The sequence below is a fragment of the Desulfobulbaceae bacterium DB1 genome, from assembly GCA_001914235.1.
Classification (GTDB): domain Bacteria; phylum Desulfobacterota; class Desulfobulbia; order Desulfobulbales; family SURF-16; genus DB1.
Genome location: MQUF01000003.1, coordinates 526,249 through 543,467, shown reverse-complemented (window position 1 = coordinate 543,467; position 17,219 = coordinate 526,249). Strand labels below are relative to the sequence as shown.

Genomic DNA, 17,219 nt, shown 5'->3' with positions numbered 1-17,219 from the left:
TGCGGTGAAAAAACAGACATTTTGCGACTTCATCTTTTTGCAGATATGCTTACTGTTCCGGATCGGCGCATGCCTCCCGGATGCGCAGGATCTCATCCATGTTATTCAGAAAGATGTCCAGTAATTCGGGGTCAAAGTGTTTTCCTCGGCCCTCGACGAGGATATCGACTGCCTTGTCGACCGGAATGGCGTCTTTGTAAACCCGGTTGGTGGTGAGGGCGTCAAAGACGTCGCAGATGGCGGCAATTCTTCCCTCAATCGGGATATCCTTTCCTTTTAGTTTTCTCGGATAACCGGATCCGTCATATTTTTCATGATGGGTATAGGCGATGGAGGCTCCCAGGCGGAGCAGTTCTGATTTTGCGTCGGCAAGAATGCGGTAGCCGATTTCCGGATGAAGCTGGATAGTGCGAAACTCTTCGTCGGTCAGGCGGCCCGGTTTGAGCAGGATGGTGTCTGAGATACCGATTTTGCCGATATCGTGCAGGGGGCTTGCCAGCCGGATCTTTTCGCATTCCTTTTCAAGCAGCCCTGATTTCCTTGCCAGCAGCCGGCAGTAATGGCTCATGCGCATGGTGTGCTGGGCCGTTTCATTGTCGCGGAACTCCGCCGCCTTGCCGAGGGTCATGATGGTTTCTTCCCGCGCCAGGTGCAATTCAAGAGTTCGCTCGGCAACCAGTTCCTCCAGTTGCTGATTATATCTGTTGTTGTCGATTTCCAGTTCCCGTCGATGGAGGGCATTGGCCACATTGATGACCAGTTCGTTCATCTGCACCGGTTTGATGATATAGCCGAATGCGCCCATTTCAAGACAGTTGATGGCGATTTCCCGGTCGTCTACCCCGCTTATCATGAGCACTGCCAGTTCGGGAAAGTTCTTCCGCGCACTCTCGAGCAGTTCGATGCCGCTCATCTCCGGCATGTTGATGTCGGACAGCATCAGGGAAAATTCCTGCTCTGCAAGAAGCGTGAGAGCCTCCCGGCCATTGTGGGCTGTCCGGCATTCATAGCCCGCGTAATTCAACAGTCGGGAGAAGGTATCGCAGATGATCTTTTCGTCATCAACCAGGAGGATTTGGTGGCGTGATTGGATTTCATTCATAGTGTTTTTAATTTATCAACGGCCGGAGTGAAATTCAAGCGAAATGAATGAATCGGTTCTATTACCGATTTTGAGGATCAGCTCGTCTTGCTCCTCTGCTGTCTGCGGGTGCGTATGGATATTCATTCGTTGCGAGCTTGACAAAAGTTTCTGATCCGCATACTTTGATGACTTAGCGCAGGTCCAGCCAAACCCTTTACAAAGAGAGGTTTTTGTGCTTAATACCAGTTTTTTCCGGAATGGAGCCGTTGCCCTTTTTCAGGACGTGGCCGGGTGATATTGTGGATTTGTTGTGTGAGAAATACAAAGAAAAAGTTGATTCCGACCAGGCGCGTTGTTCGCATCCGGTGGAATACTGCCGTTTCAGGACTTCATGCATGATCCATTTTGTGGAAAAGGAAAACGAGCGGGAAGAACGCCGGCGGAAACAGGAAGAAGAAAATGCTGAAACTCAAATTTGAAAAAGGCGGGGGGCTCTTGCCGGTAATCGCCCAGGATTTTCAGACGGGTGAAGTGCTGATGCTGGCTTACATCAATGCCCAGGCCTTTGCGGAAACGGTTGCCAGCGGCAAGGCCCATTACTGGAGCCGGTCGCGCAATAAATTGTGGTTGAAGGGTGAATCATCCGGGCATGTGCAGCTTGTCAAGGAAATCCTGGTCGACTGCGACGAGGATACGGTCATCTACAAGGTTGAACAGTTGGGTGGCGCGGCCTGTCATAAAGGATATCGCAGCTGTTTTTTCAGACGTTTACAGGGGGATGATTTCATTGTCATGGGTGAACCCGTGTTTAATCCCCGGGAGGTATATAAAAAATGAATCAATTGAAATTGGGCATTCCCAAAGGCAGCCTGGAAAAGGCCACCATTGAACTGTTTGCCAAGTCCGGCTGGCAGATCAAGCTTTCTTCCCGTAATTATTTTCCCGAGATTGATGATCCGGAGCTTTCCTGTTCCATCTGTCGGCCCCAGGAGATGTCCCGCTATATTGAAGCAGGTATTCTCGATGCCGGCATCACCGGCAAGGACTGGATTCTTGAAAACGAGTCCGATGTTGTTGTGGTGGAAGACCTGGTCTATTCCAAGGTCAGCCGGAAACCGACCAGATGGGTCATCGCCGTGCCGGGTGATTCCGATATCAAGACCATCGAGGATCTTAAGGACAAAAAGATCGCCACCGAACTGGTCAGTTATACCAGGCGTTTTTTTGCCTCGAAAAACATCAATGTGGAAATTGAATTTTCCTGGGGCGCCACCGAGGCGAAAGTGGTATCCGGGCTTGCCGATGCCATTGTCGAGGTGACGGAAACCGAATCCACCATCCGTGCCCACGGTCTGAAGATCATCCATGAGCTGATGAGTTCCAATACCCAACTGATTGTCAATAAGCAAGCCTGGACCGACCCGTGGAAAAGGGAAAAAATCGAAAATATCGCCATGCTGCTCCAGGGAGCCCTGCGGGCGGACAATATCGTCGGCCTCAAGATGAACGTGCCGGAGGAACAACTGGAGGCGGTGATCGGCATGCTGCCCAGCATGAAAGGCCCTACTGTGGCGCCGCTCTACAATACGAAGTGGTTCTCGGTTGAAACCGTTATTTCCGAGCATCAGGTGCGGGATCTGGTGCCGAAACTGCTGAAGGCCGGAGCGGAAGGTATTATCGAATACGCCTTGAACAAGGTTATCTGAGATGGCCCTTTTCCAGGACGTCGAGGCTTTTTTTGTCAAGAGTGTCTATAATACATCCCAGTTGCCGCCCGCGGATTTTGCCGAGATCGCCTTTGCCGGGCGCTCCAATGTCGGCAAATCGAGCCTGATCAACCGTCTCCTGAATCGTCGGAATCTGGTCAAGGTCAGTTCCCAGCCGGGCAAGACCCAGAGCCTGAATTTTTTTACCGCCGGCGAAAGGCTGTATCTGGTCGATCTTCCGGGCTACGGTTTTGCCAAGGTTCCCCGCAAGGTGCAGAATGACTGGAAGGGGCTGATTGCATCCTATATCCTCAATCGCCCGACGCTTCTTTGTGTTGTGGTGATCATTGATATCCGGCATGAGGTCAAAAGCCGGGATCTTGAACTGGTTACCTGGCTGAAAAGTGAAAATATCCCGTTGCTGCTGGTCTACACCAAACAGGATAAGCTGACCGGCAATAAAAAGGCGCAGCAGGCCGCCATCCTTGATGCCGGATTCGGTATCGGGCAAGACGACCGGGTGCTGTTTTCCGCAAAAACAGGAGAAGGAAGGGAAAATCTTATTTCCAGACTTGAACAGTTTGCCTGATAGTGGTTTATTGTCGGTTTATGGAAAGGATACGACCGTTGATGGAAAAATGACATAACAACTGATGATCGGCTGGACCCAATGAAGAGTAACTTTTTGGAGGAGAGGTGACAATGCTTGGACAGTTTGTGTTTACAGAGGTGGAGAGTATGTCGTCAGATTCTAAAGTCAGTTGCTGGAATATCATGCAATGTGACAATGAAAGGTGTTCCGCGCGTGAAAATGGCAAGGCCTGCTGGGAGGTGGCCGATGAACTGGATGATTACAGGTCTGCCTTAAATGTCTGTTCGGACTGCCTGGTGTATCTCAGTCAACATCAGAACAGCGTGCTCAGCCGGGAAGAAATCGAGGAGATTTTGCAGAAAAAAGGGGTCTGTCTTCTCATGGAAAAATGTCATAATCTGAAATAAATTTTAACAGGCGCACGCAGGTGTCAGCCGAGATCGGCTGACACCTGCGTGCGCTTTGTACGACTTCCTTCAGTTTCTTCCCTTCTCCGGCCGCCGCTCCATCCTGGAGCCGCATGCGGAGACGGCCGGTTTTCTGCCCATCCTCGGCTCGCCGCAGGCGTGGCCGCTGTTTTTTTCTTCCCCCCCATTTTCTCTCAGGCTTTCCTCCGGCATCCGCCGCTTAAGGCGATGCTGCACCGGTTATCGCTCGTCTGATTTCAGCACCGCCAGAAATGCGCTTTGGGGAATATCCACATTGCCCACGGTTTTCATTCGTTTTTTGCCGGCCTTCTGCTTTTCCAGCAGTTTTCGTTTTCTGGAGATGTCACCGCCGTAACATTTCGCCGTGACGTCTTTACGCAGGGCGGAAATGGTTTCACGGGCAATGACGGTGCCGCCGATAGCACCCTGGATGGCGATCTTGAACATCTGGCGCGGGATTTCCTCCTTCAGTCTTTCGCAGGCGTGCAGCGCCCTTTCGCGCGCCTTGGTGCGATGGACGAGTTGGGAAAGGGCATCCACCCTTTCACCGTTGACCAGGATATCAAGTTTGGTGAGATCGCTGGGCCGGTAATCGATCAGCGCATAGTCAAAGGAGCCGTACCCCTGGGTAATTGATTTGAGCCGGTCGTAAAAATCATAGATAACCTCGGCCAGGGGCAGTTCACAGGTGAATTCGATTCTGCCCGGCATGGGGTAATGGTAATGGGTGTTTTCTCCCCTGCGCTCCATGCACAAGGTCATAACGGCGCCCATGTAGCGTTCCGGAATGTGAATGGTTGCCTTGATAAAAGGCTCTTCGGTGCGGGTAATGGAGCCCGGGTCGGGGAAATATGTGGGGTTGTCCACCTCCTTCATGGTGCCGTCCTGCAGGTAGAAATGGTAACAGACCGAAGGGACGGTGAGAATAAGCGGGATGTCGAATTCCCTTTCCAGCCGTTCCTGGATGACCTCCAGGTGGAGCAGGCCGAGAAAGCCGCAGCGGAAGCCGAAGCCGAGGGCTGAAGATGAATCCTTCTGGTAGGAGAGCGAGGCATCGTTTAAGGTGAGTTTTTCCATGGCTGCGGCCAGGTTTTCATAGTCATCCGTGGTAATGGGGTAGATGGAAGAAAAGACGACCTGCTGGATTTCCTTGAAGCCGGGCAGCGGTTCGGCGCAGGGATTGTCTTTCAGGGTGATGGTGTCGCCCGGCCTGGTGTCGCTCACGGTTTTGATTCCTGCCAGGATATATCCTACCTGACCCGCCCGCAGTTCCTTCTGAGGTAAACGTTCAAGGTGGAAGAGGCCGACCTCGTCCACTCGGTAGGCCGCCTTGTTTGACATGAAGAGGATGGTGTCGCCGGCCTTGATCCTGCCGTTGATAATTCTGCAGGAGATGATGGTGCCGCGGAATGAATCATAATGGGCATCAAAAATAAGGGCCTGGAGCGGCGCATCCGGGTCACCTTCCGGAGCGGGCAGCAGGGTGACAATGGCTTCAAGTATTTCGTCGACCCCTTCGCCGGTTTTGGCCGAGCACTTTCGGATCGCTGCGCCGTCAAGTCCCAGGTCTTCCTCGATCTGTATGGCCACGGCATCCGGGTCGGCGGAGGGGAGATCAATCTTGTTGATCACGGGAATAATTTCCAGATCGTTTTCCATGGCCAGGTAAAGGTTGGCCAGGGTTTGCGCCTCAATGCCCTGGGCCGCGTCGATTAAGAGCAGGGCGCCTTCACAGGAGGAAAGGGCTCGGGATACCTCGTAGCTGAAGTCGACATGCCCGGGGGTGTCGACCAGATTAAGGCTGTATTCCTGTCCGTCCCTGGCCTTATAGGGGAGGCAGATGGTCTGGCTCTTAATGGTGATGCCCCGTTCTCGTTCGATGTCCATGTTGTCGAGCAGCTGGTCCTTGAATTCGCGATCGGTGACCATCCCGCATTTCTGGATGAGTCGATCGGCAAGGGTTGATTTGCCATGGTCGATATGGGCAATGATGCTGAAATTGCGTATATTTTTTTGCTGCATTGGTGGGTCGCTACCTCGTTTTTCTGGCGGAATTGACTATAATGAAGTACAATAAGTTGTTTTGAATATAAGTTTCGTGGAGAAAGGTGGACAATCTGCTAAAATAGGTGGATATATAGTGGCGGCTTCTGCTTGTCAAGAAAGAAACGGAAGCCTTCCATTCAGTCTATAAAGAGAATCATGACAGAAGAAACGGATATAAACAACTCTTTTGAGGATGAGGAGCAAACCTTCCATCCCCTGCTGGCCCTGCCGGATGACAAGCACCTGCCTGCTCTCAGTCACCCCGGCCTGCATCGATATCTGCAGGAAATCAACCAGCACCGGCTTCTTACCCGGGAAGAAACGGAAGAACTCGCCAAGCGTTTTCACGAAACCCAGGACCCGGAAGCCGCGTATCAGCTGGTGACGGCCAACCTGCGGCTTGTGGTCAAGGTGGCGATGGATTTTCAGAAATACTGGATGCAGAATTTTCTTGATCTTATTCAGGAAGGCAATGTCGGACTGGTGCAGGCGGTAAAAAAATTCGACCCCTACCGCGGCGTCAAGTTTTCCTATTATGCCGCCTACTGGATCCGGGCCTATATCCTGAAATTTATCATGGATAACTGGCGGCTGGTAAAAATCGGCACCACCCAGGCCCAGCGTAAACTTTTTTTCAGTCTCAACAAGGAAAAAAAACTGCTGGAATCCCAGGGGTTCAAGCCGGAAACAAAGCTGCTGGCGGAAAGGCTGGGGGTGAAGGAAAGCGAAGTCATCGAAATGTCCCAGCGGATGGATAACTGGGATGTGTCGCTGGAAAGTCCGGTGCGGGAGGATTCCGATGATGAGCAGAAGAGTTTTCTGCCGGCGACCGGGCCTTCCGTCGAGGAGACGGTGGCGGATATTGAGATCAAGGAACGTATGGGCGAGATTCTCGATAAGCTGCAGGATACCCTGAATGAAAAGGAGCAGACCATTCTGGCCGCCCGTCTGCTCAGTGATGAGCCTCTCACCCTGCAGGACATAGCGGATCAGTTCGGTATCTCTCGGGAGCGAGTGCGGCAGATCGAGGCGAATCTGCTCAAGAAGATGAAGAAGTACCTTGAACAGGAAGTGCCCGATATCGGCTTTTTTCTCGATCATGTCGATAAGCAGTGGCAGGTGTAACGCAGGAAAGGAAATCAGAATTCAGGAGACAGGAACGGCTGTTTTGCCCTTGAGATGTAATCTGAAACCAATAAACTTGAAACGTCGAATTGAAATTATGAATATACCCTTACTTGATCTGAAAGCGCAGCTTGATACACTCCATGACGAAATCATGACGGCCATTGGCGAAACGGTTCGTTCAACCTGTTATATCATGGGGCCGCAGATAGAGGCCCTTGAGAAAAATGTTGCCGCCTATTGCCGGACAAAGTCGGCTGTCGGCGTTTCCAGCGGCACGGATGCGCTGCTGGCAAGTCTCATGGCCCTTGGAATAAAAAACGACGATCTGGTGCTGACCACGCCCTACACCTTTTTCGCCACCATGGGCAGTATCCTCCGTCTCGGCGCCCAGCCTCTTTTTGTCGATATTGATCCGGTCAGCTATAACATTGATCCGGCCAAGGTTGCGGAGATTCTTGCGGACGCAAAAATTGCACCGAGAATAAAGGCGATGATGCCGGTGCATCTTTTTGGGCAGTGCGCTGATATGGCACCCTTGCTGGAGCTGGCGGCCAAGCATGACATCCCCGTGGTGGAGGATGCGGCCCAGGCCATCGGTTCCTCGTATCCCTTCCGGGTAAATGGCGCCATCGAATGGAAAAGGGCCGGCAGCATGGGAGATTGCGGCTGTTTTTCTTTTTTTCCCAGCAAGAATCTCGGCGGCATGGGCGACGGCGGCATGGTGGTAACCAACAGTGAAAAACTCGGCAATGACCTCCGGCTGGTCAGGGTTCACGGCGATATCGGCAAATACCAGCATGCGGTTGTCGGCGGCAATTTTCGTCTGGACGCCATTCAGGCGGCTATTCTGAATGTCAAGCTGAAGCATCTCCAGACATGGCATGCCGCGAGAAGACAGAATGCCACCCTGTACAATGCCCTTTTCAAGGAGGCGGGGTTGGTGGAAGAGGGGGCCATTCGTCTGCCTGAGGCCGTCTATGCTGATCTGGCCGCCGGCGAAAGCGGTGTTGATTATCACATTTACAATCAGTATGTTGTCCGTGCCGCGCGAAGGGATGAATTGCGTGATTTTCTGCTGAAGGAATCAATCGGGGTGGCGGTCTATTATCCGATTCCCCTGCACCGACAGAAATGCATCGCCGATCTGGCGTGCAGTCGTTGTTCCATGCCCGAGTCGGAGAGGGCTGCCGCCGAAACCCTGGCCTTGCCGATTTATCCTGAACTCACTTCGAAGATGCAGGAGCATGTTGTCGACCGGATTTGTGCATTTTATAAGAAATAGGAAGGGTGTTGAAAAAATTCCGGCCGGCAAGACGATTTTCTTTGTGCTGGGGTTGGTTCTTCATTTGTCCATTGATGTGTCCGCCGCATCTTCCCTGGAAGATTTTTTCGGCACGCCGCAGATTCCTCGGCAGGAAATAGGTGCGTCCTCGCCAAGCTCCGCCCCATGGCTGACAATCTGGCAGGAAGCTCGCCGGCACGCCGTTGCGGGAAACTATGCGGCCGCCCGCTCCGCTTATTCCCGGTTGCTTGAAATAAAAGGCGATCTGGTTGAGGCTCGTTGGGAATTTGCCGCGCTGCTTCTTTCCGGCAATGAATTTGATCAGGCTGCCGGGCTGCTGGAGATGCTGCTGGAGGAATTTCCGGAACGGGTCGAGTATTTGAACGGACTCGGTTATGTCATGCAGAAAAAAGGACATTTTGACCGGGCCGTGGAGCTTTTCGACCGTGCCGCCGGCCTTGACCCCGCCAACATTGTCGCACTGAGCGGAATCAGCGAGGGCCTGCTCGCCCTTGGCAATCTGGGCAGGGCATTACCCCGGCTCGAGGAACTGAACGAACGGCAGGTTGATGACGTCGTGCTGCAGAAACGGCTTGTCTGCCTTTATCTGGAGTTGCAACTTGCCTCCAAGGCACGGCCTTTGGCTGTTCGGCTGGCGGAAAGATCCGATGCCACGATTGAAGATTTCAGATGCGCGGCAAAATCCCATGATGAACCAGGGTTGAAACATCTTGCCGCCAAATATTGGCGAAAAGTGGTGGCCGCGGCGCCGGAAGACGTTTCCGCGCATGCCTGGCTGGCATCCTATCTGGAGGATGAGGGAAGTTGGCGTGAAGCGCTTCCCCACCTCCTTTTTTTGCTTGATCGGGACGAGCGGAACGGCGAACTGCTGCACCGTGTCGGCACGTGCTACCTTCAGCTCGACGAACCGGAAAAGGCGGTGCCTTTTTATGAAAGGTATCTTGTCTTTTTTCCGCAGGACAAGGATGTCATCCGGCAACTGGTCAGCATGTATGCCGGCCTCGGCGAAGAAAGGGAAACACTGACCGCTCTTGACCGTTATTTTGTCATCGAGCCTGATCCGTCTCCTGGAAACTTGCGGCAGGCCGCTCGTCTTTATGATGCGGCAGGCCGATACCATGACGCCATCCCACTTTATCGCCGCCTGCTGGAAATTACCCCCGATGACTCCGATATTCTTGCGACCCTGGCCCGTGATCTGCTTGCTGTCGGAGAAGATGACGGTGCATTGAAAATATGGGCCGACCTTGCCCGTATCTCTCCGGACAGCAAGGCTGTTTATCGTTCCATGATGGAGCTGCTGATCCGCCTTGATCGTCGGGAAGAGCTTGTTCATGTGCTTGCGCAAATTAATAAACAGGACCCGAACGATGTCGAAGTCGCCCTGCGGCTTTCCGCCGCGCTTCTTGCCGACGGCAAGGTGAAAGAGGCGGAGGATGTTTTTCTGCCTGTTGCCGCCAATGAAATAGCCGATCTTTCCCTTTTGGAGATGAGGGCGAAAATTTTTGAGGGGCTTCGCATGCCGGAGCATGCCTTGAAGGATTACATGGCAATTTCGGCAACCGGTGATGAAAGACCGGAGTTGCGACTTAAATGCCTGGAGATTGCCGCCGCCTTGGGTCGGAGACAATTGGCGGCCACATATCTGGATGTTTTTCTCAGCGGAAAGCCGGGTGTGGAGGAAATTCTCCGAGCCGCCAATGGTTTCAGGGACGGTTGTGATTATGATATGGCGCACTCTCTTTATCAGGAATTGCTCGAAAAGAGCACTGATCCTGAAATCCGCAGCCGAATTCTGTTGCAGTTTGCCGTGTCTTATGAACAGCAGAATCTTTCCTTTGAGGCGGAACAGGTTTTGCGGATAGCATTGCTGGAAAGTCCGGAGAAGCCTGTGGTGCTGGCGAGACTTGTTGATCTGCATCTGCGCGCAGGACACAAGGCCGATGCATCAGTTTGGCTGGCGCAGCTTGAGAGCTTCGTTCATTCTTCAGCGGCAAGCGAGGACGAAAAGAATTTGACTCGCTGGTTGCCGGAATTGCTGCAGGTTCGGTTGCTCAATGCCACCCGCAAATTTTCCGCTGCCCAGAAAAAAGCCCGGACACTGCAAAAAGAGATGGCCGCGCAAGGCGTGGGCGGGGCGGCTATCCATCAGGGAAAACCCTTGCAGTATCTGACGGGTCTTGAACTTGCAAGGGCCTCTCTGGGGCTGGAAGAATATGATGATGCTGAAAAACAGTGTCGGTTGTTGAAAGACCATGATGTCGACGGCCTGGACTGTCTGGTCCTTCTCCATCAGATTTATACGGCACAGGGCGATTTGGCCTCTGCCTCGGCACTTCATGAAAAGGCATTGGAGGAAGCGAGCCGGGATCTGGGGAGGATGTTCCTGCTTGCGGACGCATATCGGCAAGCAGGGATAAAGACGGCCATGGTCGGCGGTTCTGACGCCGCAACAGGCATGTCCGCTGATTCGTTTGCCGCTCTGTTCCGGCAGGCAAAGTTTCACGCAGCCGCGGGAGATTTACCTCGATCTTTTGCTATGTTGAAAAATCTTGACGCTGCCTATCCTGGGAATACGGCTGTCGAGGCGCTGATTGCCGAACTCGCTTTTACCATGGGCCTGGATGATGAGGCCTTGTCTTCTTGTGATGTCATATTGGCCCGTCAGCCCTATCGCGCGGACATCCAATTGCTGAAAGCCAGGATTTTCTGGCGGCAGCTTGAATGGGATGAATCCTTCAAGGTGTATGAGAATTATCTGATTCCGGAAGTTGACGACCTTTTAGCCGAACAGTCCGATGCCGTGGGAGTGGCTCTGCCGGAGGAGGAGGAAATCTCCGTCTGGCAGCGTCTGACCTTTGCCGCTCCGTTAAAGGACGGTTTTGTTGACAGGGCAATGACTCCTTCCTTTGTCATGGGGAAAGGGAACGAAGAGTTGAAGAAAATTGCCGCTTCGCTTTTTTCCCGCTATAAGTGGCAGCAGCGTTTTGCCGTTGAGTTGTCGGCCCGGCGTTTTGTTGCGCAGCGGGATGATTTTCAGGCGGTTAATCTGTTTTTGCAGTTGGTTGAGAGATATCCCGAAGATGAATCCCTTCTTTTTGATCTTGCCGGCGTTTACAGCAGGCTCGGCCAATTGGGCGATGAGGCGCTTCTTTATGAGCGTCTGGCGTCCATGGAGCCGAGCTTTCCCGGTCTGCGGGAGGCATTTGAAAGGAACAAGCTCAAGCGGCTGCCTCGGGTTATCGGCTCCTATCGCTATCAGACCGAGGATGGGAGGGACGGGTATAAATCCATCAAGAAAAATGCGGTGGATTTCGGCACGTGGGCCTCTTTGCACCCCGGCAATGATCTGGAGGTGATGCTCTCCGGAATCAGATACAGCTCCGCCGATGCGGATGAAACCGTCCGGGCGAAGCGGGCTTTTGCTTCTTATGAGGCGAGCCTGTTTACTAGATTTGATGTTGATTTTGGGGGTGGTGTGCAAAGCCTTGAAGGCGATTACGCCAACACCGCGCTTTTGGAGTGCGGCGTGACGGGTAAGTTGAGCGACAGGGTGCAGGGTGAAGTCAGGTATGAGCGGGATGTGGTGGAAGATACGGTGGCGAGTCTCAGTCGCAATATAGTGGCTGAAAATGTCCAGGCCGGACTTTTTCTCGGTGTTTTCCCCCGGGTGTTGACCGGTGGCGATTACGAGTACACAAATTATTCCGACGGCAACGATATGAAGGGGTATTCATTTTGGGCTTCGTATATTTTGTTGCCGGAACCCACTTATCTGCAATTCACCTTCAACTATGAGTTCAGAGATACAAGAGAAAGCGGAAGTACCTTGGGACCGATGCGTGACGACGGTTTTACCGACGACGATCATCCCTACTGGACCCCCAGGAATTATTGGAAAAACGGTTATTCGGTTTTATGGAAGCATAAATTATCCGCCGATACTCTTGAACGCGGGACGCCAAGTTATTATAGTGGCGAATATCTGGTTGAATATGATGCCGACGGACATATGCTCCAGACTCTCCGGGGTCTCTTTTTTCTTGAATTATCCCGGAACTGGATGCTCGAATCCTCACTCCGTCTGGTCGTGTCCGATGAGTATCGAGCAAAAGACCTCACCTTATCCGCCGTCTACCGCTGGTAAAGGCCCATTGACGGATTCATGTCCGCCTTTTTTTGCCTGGTGTCATTGCTGATGTTCTTTTTGTGTTTTTTGTTGAAGAGATCTCGGTTGGGGATCTCTCTTTTTTTTGTTTGGTTTGCTTCATTATTGATTCGCTCCGGTGATTCCGGGGCGGGAGGTTTTATAGATGATTGAAAGAGTGCCAATGTCGAAAAACGGTCATTCCCGTTTGCGGGATGAATTGATTCGCTTGCAGCGGGTGGATCGCATGGAGGTTATTAAGTCCATCGAGGTGGCCAGGGGGCATGGCGATTTGAAGGAAAACGCCGAGTATCATGCAGCCAAGGAGCGACAGGGCCATATTGAGGGGAGAATTCTCGAGTTGAAAGACAAGCTGGGGCGGGCCGAAATTATCGATTGTTCCGCTGTAAGCTGTGATCGGGTCGTTTTCGGAACGGTGGTGACCGTGGAAGATCTGGACAACGGCCAGGAGATTGTTTACCAGTTGCTCGGGCCGGAAGAAGCGGATGTGAAAAAAGGGAGCATTTCCGTGCTGTCGCCATGGGGGAAGGCCATGCTCGGCAAAATGATAGGCGATGAATTTGAGGTGAAGACTCCTTCCGGGGTCCGGCAGCTGGAAATAATTGATATCAAGAAAGGCCCCGAGGCATGAGATAGTTTTTCTGTTGTCGATTTCCGTCGGCGGTTTCAAGCTTGAAACCATCGACGGAAAACCGTTAGCGGAAAATCGTCAACACCCCGTCATTTCACCCTCAGTTGCTTCGCGCGATGAGTCCATTCAAAAAGATGTCGCTGATCTGTTTCGCGGTTTCCTCAAGGCTGTAGTGTGGTTTTGCCGACAGGGACCAGAGCCGCGACATTTCATCCAGCGCACCGAAAAAGGCACGTTTGACGATTCCCGGCATCACTTCCTTGCGGAAATGCCCTGACTCCTGACCCTTGTGGACGATATCGGAGACGATATCGATATATTCGATGAATTTGGTGTTGCGGTACTCCTTGATGAACTTGTTGCTCTGCCGGAGTTCCATCTGCAGTACCTCCACCAGTTCCTTCTGGTCATCCAGCAGGCTGAGATGATGGATGGCGTAGATTTCAAGCATTTTTACGGGGTCGGTTTCATTTTCCAGGAGTAATTTGACTTTAACAATGATTTTGCCGATTTCATCTTCAAAAAGCGATATGAGGATATCGTATTTGTTGTTGAAGTAGAGGTAGATTGTTCCATCCGCCACCTTGGCTTCTTTGGCAATGTCTGAAATCCTGGCGTTGAAGAAACCTTTGCGGGCAAATACCTTGACCGCTGCCTGGGTGATTTTTTGATGTTTATCTGAAACTCTCATCAGTAGTAAAATGTCGTATGTGTTGATATCTTTCGAGATGTTGCGCTCAGGTTCTGTTTTTGATAAGTGAATAAAATCAAAATGTTGATTCTTTTTTTTTGCGTAAATATATTTTGGTTCGGGAAAATAAAAGATATAATTGTTTAAAAAAACTATCGGGAAAAGTGGAAAGTGTGTAATTTTTGTGAATAATGATTCATTTTTTTCATGATAGATTTACCATACCGCTCTGTCAAGCGTAAATTTTGTTTTTTTAACTGTCAGGGAAAGTTTTTCAATGGGTTCGCATGCGATTAATGATGGTAAAAGTTCTTTGCCCATGCATATCAAAATCACGGAGAAGGAAAGATGAAAATTTTAGTTGTGGGTTCAGGCGGACGTGAGCACGCCTTGGTTTGGAAACTTGCCCGGAGCGAGAAGGTTGACAAGGTTTATTGCGCGCCCGGCAACGCCGGTATTGCTTCGCTGGCGGAATGTGTCGACATCAAAGTGTCGGATATAGATGCTTTGCTCGCCTTTGCCCATAAGGAAAAGGTTGATCTCACCGTTGTCGGCCCGGAAGAATCGCTCACCTTGGGCATTGTTGATCGTTTTTCCGCCGAGGGGTTGCGCATTTTCGGTCCTGACAGCAAGGGGGCGATTCTTGAGGGAAGCAAGGTTTTCACCAAAAATCTCATGCAAAAATATGATATTCCATCCGGTTTTTTCAGAGTATTTTCCGTTCGGGACCAGGCTCTGGCCTATCTTGACGAAGTGGGTGTGCCGGTGGTGGTCAAAGCGGACGGTCTGGCTGCCGGGAAAGGGGTTATTGTTGCGCACTCACTTGAAGAAGCGCGCAAGGCGGTTGACCTCATTCTAACCGACAAGGCTTTTGGCGCAGCGGGAAGCAAGGTGGTGATTGAAGAATTTCTCCAGGGTGAAGAGGCGTCATTTATTGCTTTTACCGATGGCGAAACCGTGCTTCCCCTGCCCACCTCCCAGGATCATAAGGCCATCTTCGATGGCGACAAGGGGCCGAATACGGGTGGAATGGGCGCCTATTCTCCTGCGCCGGTGGTAACCGATGAAATCCATCAGCAGGTGATGGAAAGGGTTATGCTGCCCACCGTGAAGGCCATGGCGGCTGAAGGTCGTCCATATAAAGGGATGCTTTATGCCGGACTGATGATTCATCAGGGGGTTGCCAAGGTGCTGGAGTTTAATTGCCGTTTCGGCGATCCGGAAGCGCAGCCGCTCTTGCTGCGCCTGAAAAATGATCTGGTCGACATTTTCCAGGCGGTGATTGATGGAAAACTTGCCGAGGTCACCCTTGATATCGATCCTCGCCCCACGGTTTGCGTGGTCATGGCTTCCGGCGGGTATCCCGGTTCCTATGAAAAAGGCAAAAAAATTAAAGGCCTGGATAAGGCGGCACAACAAAATGATGTGGTTGTTTTTCATGCCGGAACGGCAATGAAAAAAGGGGATTTTGTCAACAACGGCGGCAGGGTACTCGGTGTTACGGCCTTGGGAGATTCGCTTCGCGCCGCAATTGACAAGGCATACGCCACGGTGGATCTTATTTCCTGGAAACATTGTTATTACCGAAAGGATATCGGCATGAAAGCCCTGGGCCGCGAGCAGCGAAATATCAAAGTGGGCATTGTCATGGGCAGTGACTCGGATTTGCCGGTGATGAAGGCGGCAAGCGATTTTCTGAAGGAGATGGGTATCGGGTGCGAAATGACGGTGGCATCCGCCCATCGTACCCCTGAGCGGGCGGCGGAATACGCCTCCACGGCGCGGTCACGGGGATTGAAGGTGATTATTGCCGGCGCCGGCATGGCTGCCCATCTTGCCGGTGTGCTTGCCGCCCATACCACCCTGCCCGTTATCGGCGTGCCCATCGACTCATCTTCCCTGAAGGGCTTGGATTCACTGCTTTCCACTGTTCAGATGCCGCCGGGGATTCCGGTGGCTACCATGGCCATCGGCAAGGCAGGCGCGAAAAACGCCGCAATTCTGGCGACCCAGATTCTCTCGGTGGCGGAGGAAGAATTTGCCGTTAAAATGGACGCGTTCAAGAAGAAAATGGCCCGCGAAGTGGACGAGAAGGCCGCAAGGCTTGTTTATTGATGCAGGGGGGCTCTATGGCCTCTTTTGGCAGGCAGACTTCATGAAAAGGATGTAACGTGGGGAAAAATTTCAGGGAGTCTGCTTCCGATGTCGATAAGGCAGTTGACGTTATCCGCCGGGGAGGCATTGTCGCCTTTCCGACGGAAACGTATTACGGACTGGCCGTGAATCCTTTTGACAGGGTGGCGGTGGCCCGTTTATTCGCCTTGAAAAAAAGACCTTCAGCCAAGCCGCTTTTAATGCTGATTGCCGATGAAGCCCAGCTGCGCCGTCTCACCCCAGCCATTCCTTCCCTTTATATGCCCTTGTTGGATTTCTGGCCTGGGCCGCTGACTCTTGTTTTTCCGGCCCTTTCGACTCTTTCGCCCCTTGTTACCGGCGATACCGGAACAGTCGGGGCCCGTATCTCCTCCCACCCCCTTGCCCATCAGCTGGTCAGCCGCGTCGGCCATCCGATTACGGCGACAAGCGCCAATATTTCCGGTCGTCCTCCAACCACCAGCGCAGCCGAGGTGGCATCGGCTTTTGGTGCGGATGTCGATTTTATCCTTGACGGGGGGCAGACTCCGGGCGGGAAAGGTTCAACCCTGGTTGGGCTGCTGGGGCGGAAGCTTGTCCTGATACGCGATGGAATCATTGATTTTCGTGTACTCAATGAGCGGATCGCAAATAAGATTTTGTAAAAAATTGCTTCCTTCTTGTTTAATTTAATATAACGTATTCATGTAATTAATTATAATCTGGCGGAATGTGTATTTTTTTAATGCGAGGGGGGATATTTGATATGGCCGGCTTGCAATGGGATCGTTCCTTTGCCTTGGAACAGGTTGGGGATGATGAGGAGCTGTTGGACGAGTTGATCGACCTGTTTCACGATTCATGCGCGACTGATCTGGAAAAGATAAAAGTATGTGCCCTGGATAATGACCTGGAAGCCATGGCTGATGTTGCTCACAGTATCAAAGGCGCTTCGGCAAGCCTTGGCATAGAAGGCATTCGAGCAGTCTCCGCCGATCTGGAGAAGGCGGGGCGCAACCGAGACAGGGAAAAGGCGGAGTCTCTCATCCCCGGTCTTGAGATGTTGCTTGCCGAGTTTGAAGCCGTCAACCGGTAACCGTGATCATTTTGTGAAAAATAAATGTAACTCTATCCAGGTAGATAGGCTAAAGGCTGTAGGCTGTAGGAAAGGCATCGCAAAATATGAACTCATGCAGGACAAACAGCCCTATAGTCTTCAGTCTGTAGCCTTAACACCTGAGTAGTTACAAATAAATTTATTAAAGCTGTCGGGAAAAATCGCTGTAATCACAGAAATTTCTCCGTGATT

At 52.0% G+C, this 17,219-nt stretch carries 15 protein-coding genes; 12 read left to right on the top strand and 3 right to left on the bottom strand.

Features of this window, described 5'->3' with window-relative positions; translation table 11 throughout:
- Positions 1–49: 49 nt before the first annotated feature.
- Positions 50–1,102: a hypothetical protein gene (locus tag BM485_04875; protein ID OKY76563.1), complete on the bottom strand. Its 1,053-nt coding sequence runs from the start codon at positions 1,100–1,102 to the stop codon at positions 50–52.
- 281 nt (positions 1,103–1,383) lie between these two features.
- Between BM485_04875 and BM485_04870 the strand changes: the two genes are divergently transcribed.
- From BM485_04870 to BM485_04850, 5 genes are all read left to right on the top strand, one after another.
- Complete coding sequence (locus BM485_04870) at positions 1,384–1,563, top strand: hypothetical protein (protein ID OKY76634.1); 180 nt, start codon at positions 1,384–1,386, stop codon at positions 1,561–1,563.
- Complete coding sequence (locus tag BM485_04865) at positions 1,544–1,921, top strand: phosphoribosyl-AMP cyclohydrolase (protein OKY76562.1); 378 nt, start codon at positions 1,544–1,546, stop codon at positions 1,919–1,921. The genes BM485_04870 and BM485_04865 overlap by 20 nt, the downstream gene beginning before the upstream one ends.
- A complete protein-coding gene (locus tag BM485_04860) occupies positions 1,918–2,790 on the top strand; it encodes an ATP phosphoribosyltransferase (protein OKY76561.1) in 873 nt (290 codons plus the stop codon). The genes BM485_04865 and BM485_04860 overlap by 4 nt, the downstream gene beginning before the upstream one ends.
- Position 2,791: 1 nt before the next feature.
- Positions 2,792–3,379, top strand: coding sequence for a GTP-binding protein (locus tag BM485_04855; protein ID OKY76560.1), 588 nt, complete (start codon positions 2,792–2,794; stop codon positions 3,377–3,379).
- A 185-nt stretch (positions 3,380–3,564) separates the two neighbouring features.
- Positions 3,565–3,789, top strand: a complete 225-nt coding sequence (locus BM485_04850) for a hypothetical protein (protein OKY76559.1) — start codon at positions 3,565–3,567, stop codon at positions 3,787–3,789.
- Positions 3,790–4,029: 240 nt separating this feature from the next.
- Here the strand turns inward: BM485_04850 and BM485_04845 are convergent, their stop codons facing one another.
- On the bottom strand, positions 4,030–5,832 hold the full coding sequence (locus tag BM485_04845) for an elongation factor 4 (protein OKY76558.1): 1,803 nt from the start codon (positions 5,830–5,832) through the stop codon (positions 4,030–4,032).
- A 180-nt stretch (positions 5,833–6,012) separates the two neighbouring features.
- On the opposite strand from BM485_04845, the gene BM485_04840 reads away from it, so the two are divergent.
- The 4 genes from BM485_04840 (at position 6,013) to BM485_04825 (ending at position 13,086) form a co-directional block, all read left to right on the top strand.
- Positions 6,013–6,981 (top strand): RNA polymerase subunit sigma-70, encoded by a 969-nt coding sequence (locus BM485_04840; protein ID OKY76557.1) that lies wholly within the window; start codon positions 6,013–6,015, stop codon positions 6,979–6,981.
- Positions 6,982–7,078: 97 nt separating this feature from the next.
- Positions 7,079–8,266: a transcriptional regulator gene (locus BM485_04835; protein OKY76556.1), complete on the top strand. Its 1,188-nt coding sequence runs from the start codon at positions 7,079–7,081 to the stop codon at positions 8,264–8,266.
- Complete coding sequence (locus BM485_04830) at positions 8,229–12,434, top strand: hypothetical protein (GenBank protein ID OKY76555.1); 4,206 nt, start codon at positions 8,229–8,231, stop codon at positions 12,432–12,434. The genes BM485_04835 and BM485_04830 overlap by 38 nt, the downstream gene beginning before the upstream one ends.
- Before the next feature lie 166 nt (positions 12,435–12,600).
- Positions 12,601–13,086, top strand: a complete 486-nt coding sequence (locus tag BM485_04825; GenBank protein OKY76554.1) for a transcription elongation factor GreA — start codon at positions 12,601–12,603, stop codon at positions 13,084–13,086.
- 100 nt (positions 13,087–13,186) lie between these two features.
- Here BM485_04825 and BM485_04820 read toward each other — a convergent pair whose 3' ends face one another.
- Positions 13,187–13,777, bottom strand: a complete 591-nt coding sequence (locus BM485_04820) for a TetR family transcriptional regulator (GenBank protein ID OKY76553.1) — start codon at positions 13,775–13,777, stop codon at positions 13,187–13,189.
- A gap of 348 nt (positions 13,778–14,125) precedes the next feature.
- On the opposite strand from BM485_04820, the gene BM485_04815 reads away from it, so the two are divergent.
- From BM485_04815 to BM485_04805, 3 genes are all read left to right on the top strand, one after another.
- Positions 14,126–15,892: a 5-(carboxyamino)imidazole ribonucleotide mutase gene (locus BM485_04815; protein ID OKY76552.1), complete on the top strand. Its 1,767-nt coding sequence runs from the start codon at positions 14,126–14,128 to the stop codon at positions 15,890–15,892.
- A 56-nt stretch (positions 15,893–15,948) separates the two neighbouring features.
- Positions 15,949–16,575: a threonylcarbamoyl-AMP synthase gene (locus BM485_04810; protein ID OKY76551.1), complete on the top strand. Its 627-nt coding sequence runs from the start codon at positions 15,949–15,951 to the stop codon at positions 16,573–16,575.
- Positions 16,576–16,676: 101 nt separating this feature from the next.
- Positions 16,677–17,006, top strand: coding sequence for a histidine kinase (locus BM485_04805; protein ID OKY76550.1), 330 nt, complete (start codon positions 16,677–16,679; stop codon positions 17,004–17,006).
- Positions 17,007–17,219: the final 213 nt, after the last annotated feature.

Excerpts from the sequence above, each read along its gene's own strand:
- BM485_04875 (OKY76563.1), bottom strand. The coding sequence starts at position 1,102 with ATGAATGAAATCCAATCACGCCACCAAATCCTCCTGGTTGATGACGAA.
- BM485_04865 (OKY76562.1), top strand. The coding sequence starts at position 1,544 with ATGCTGAAACTCAAATTTGAAAAAGGCGGGGGGCTCTTGCCGGTAATC.
- BM485_04860 (OKY76561.1), top strand. The coding sequence starts at position 1,918 with ATGAATCAATTGAAATTGGGCATTCCCAAAGGCAGCCTGGAAAAGGCC.
- BM485_04855 (OKY76560.1), top strand. The coding sequence starts at position 2,792 with ATGGCCCTTTTCCAGGACGTCGAGGCTTTTTTTGTCAAGAGTGTCTAT.
- BM485_04850 (OKY76559.1), top strand. The coding sequence starts at position 3,565 with ATGCAATGTGACAATGAAAGGTGTTCCGCGCGTGAAAATGGCAAGGCC.
- BM485_04845 (OKY76558.1), bottom strand. The coding sequence starts at position 5,832 with ATGCAGCAAAAAAATATACGCAATTTCAGCATCATTGCCCATATCGAC.
- BM485_04840 (OKY76557.1), top strand. The coding sequence starts at position 6,013 with ATGACAGAAGAAACGGATATAAACAACTCTTTTGAGGATGAGGAGCAA.
- BM485_04835 (OKY76556.1), top strand. The coding sequence starts at position 7,079 with ATGAATATACCCTTACTTGATCTGAAAGCGCAGCTTGATACACTCCAT.
- BM485_04830 (OKY76555.1), top strand. The coding sequence starts at position 8,229 with ATGTTGTCGACCGGATTTGTGCATTTTATAAGAAATAGGAAGGGTGTT.
- BM485_04825 (OKY76554.1), top strand. The coding sequence starts at position 12,601 with ATGATTGAAAGAGTGCCAATGTCGAAAAACGGTCATTCCCGTTTGCGG.
- BM485_04820 (OKY76553.1), bottom strand. The coding sequence starts at position 13,777 with ATGAGAGTTTCAGATAAACATCAAAAAATCACCCAGGCAGCGGTCAAG.
- BM485_04815 (OKY76552.1), top strand. The coding sequence starts at position 14,126 with ATGAAAATTTTAGTTGTGGGTTCAGGCGGACGTGAGCACGCCTTGGTT.
- BM485_04805 (OKY76550.1), top strand. The coding sequence starts at position 16,677 with ATGGCCGGCTTGCAATGGGATCGTTCCTTTGCCTTGGAACAGGTTGGG.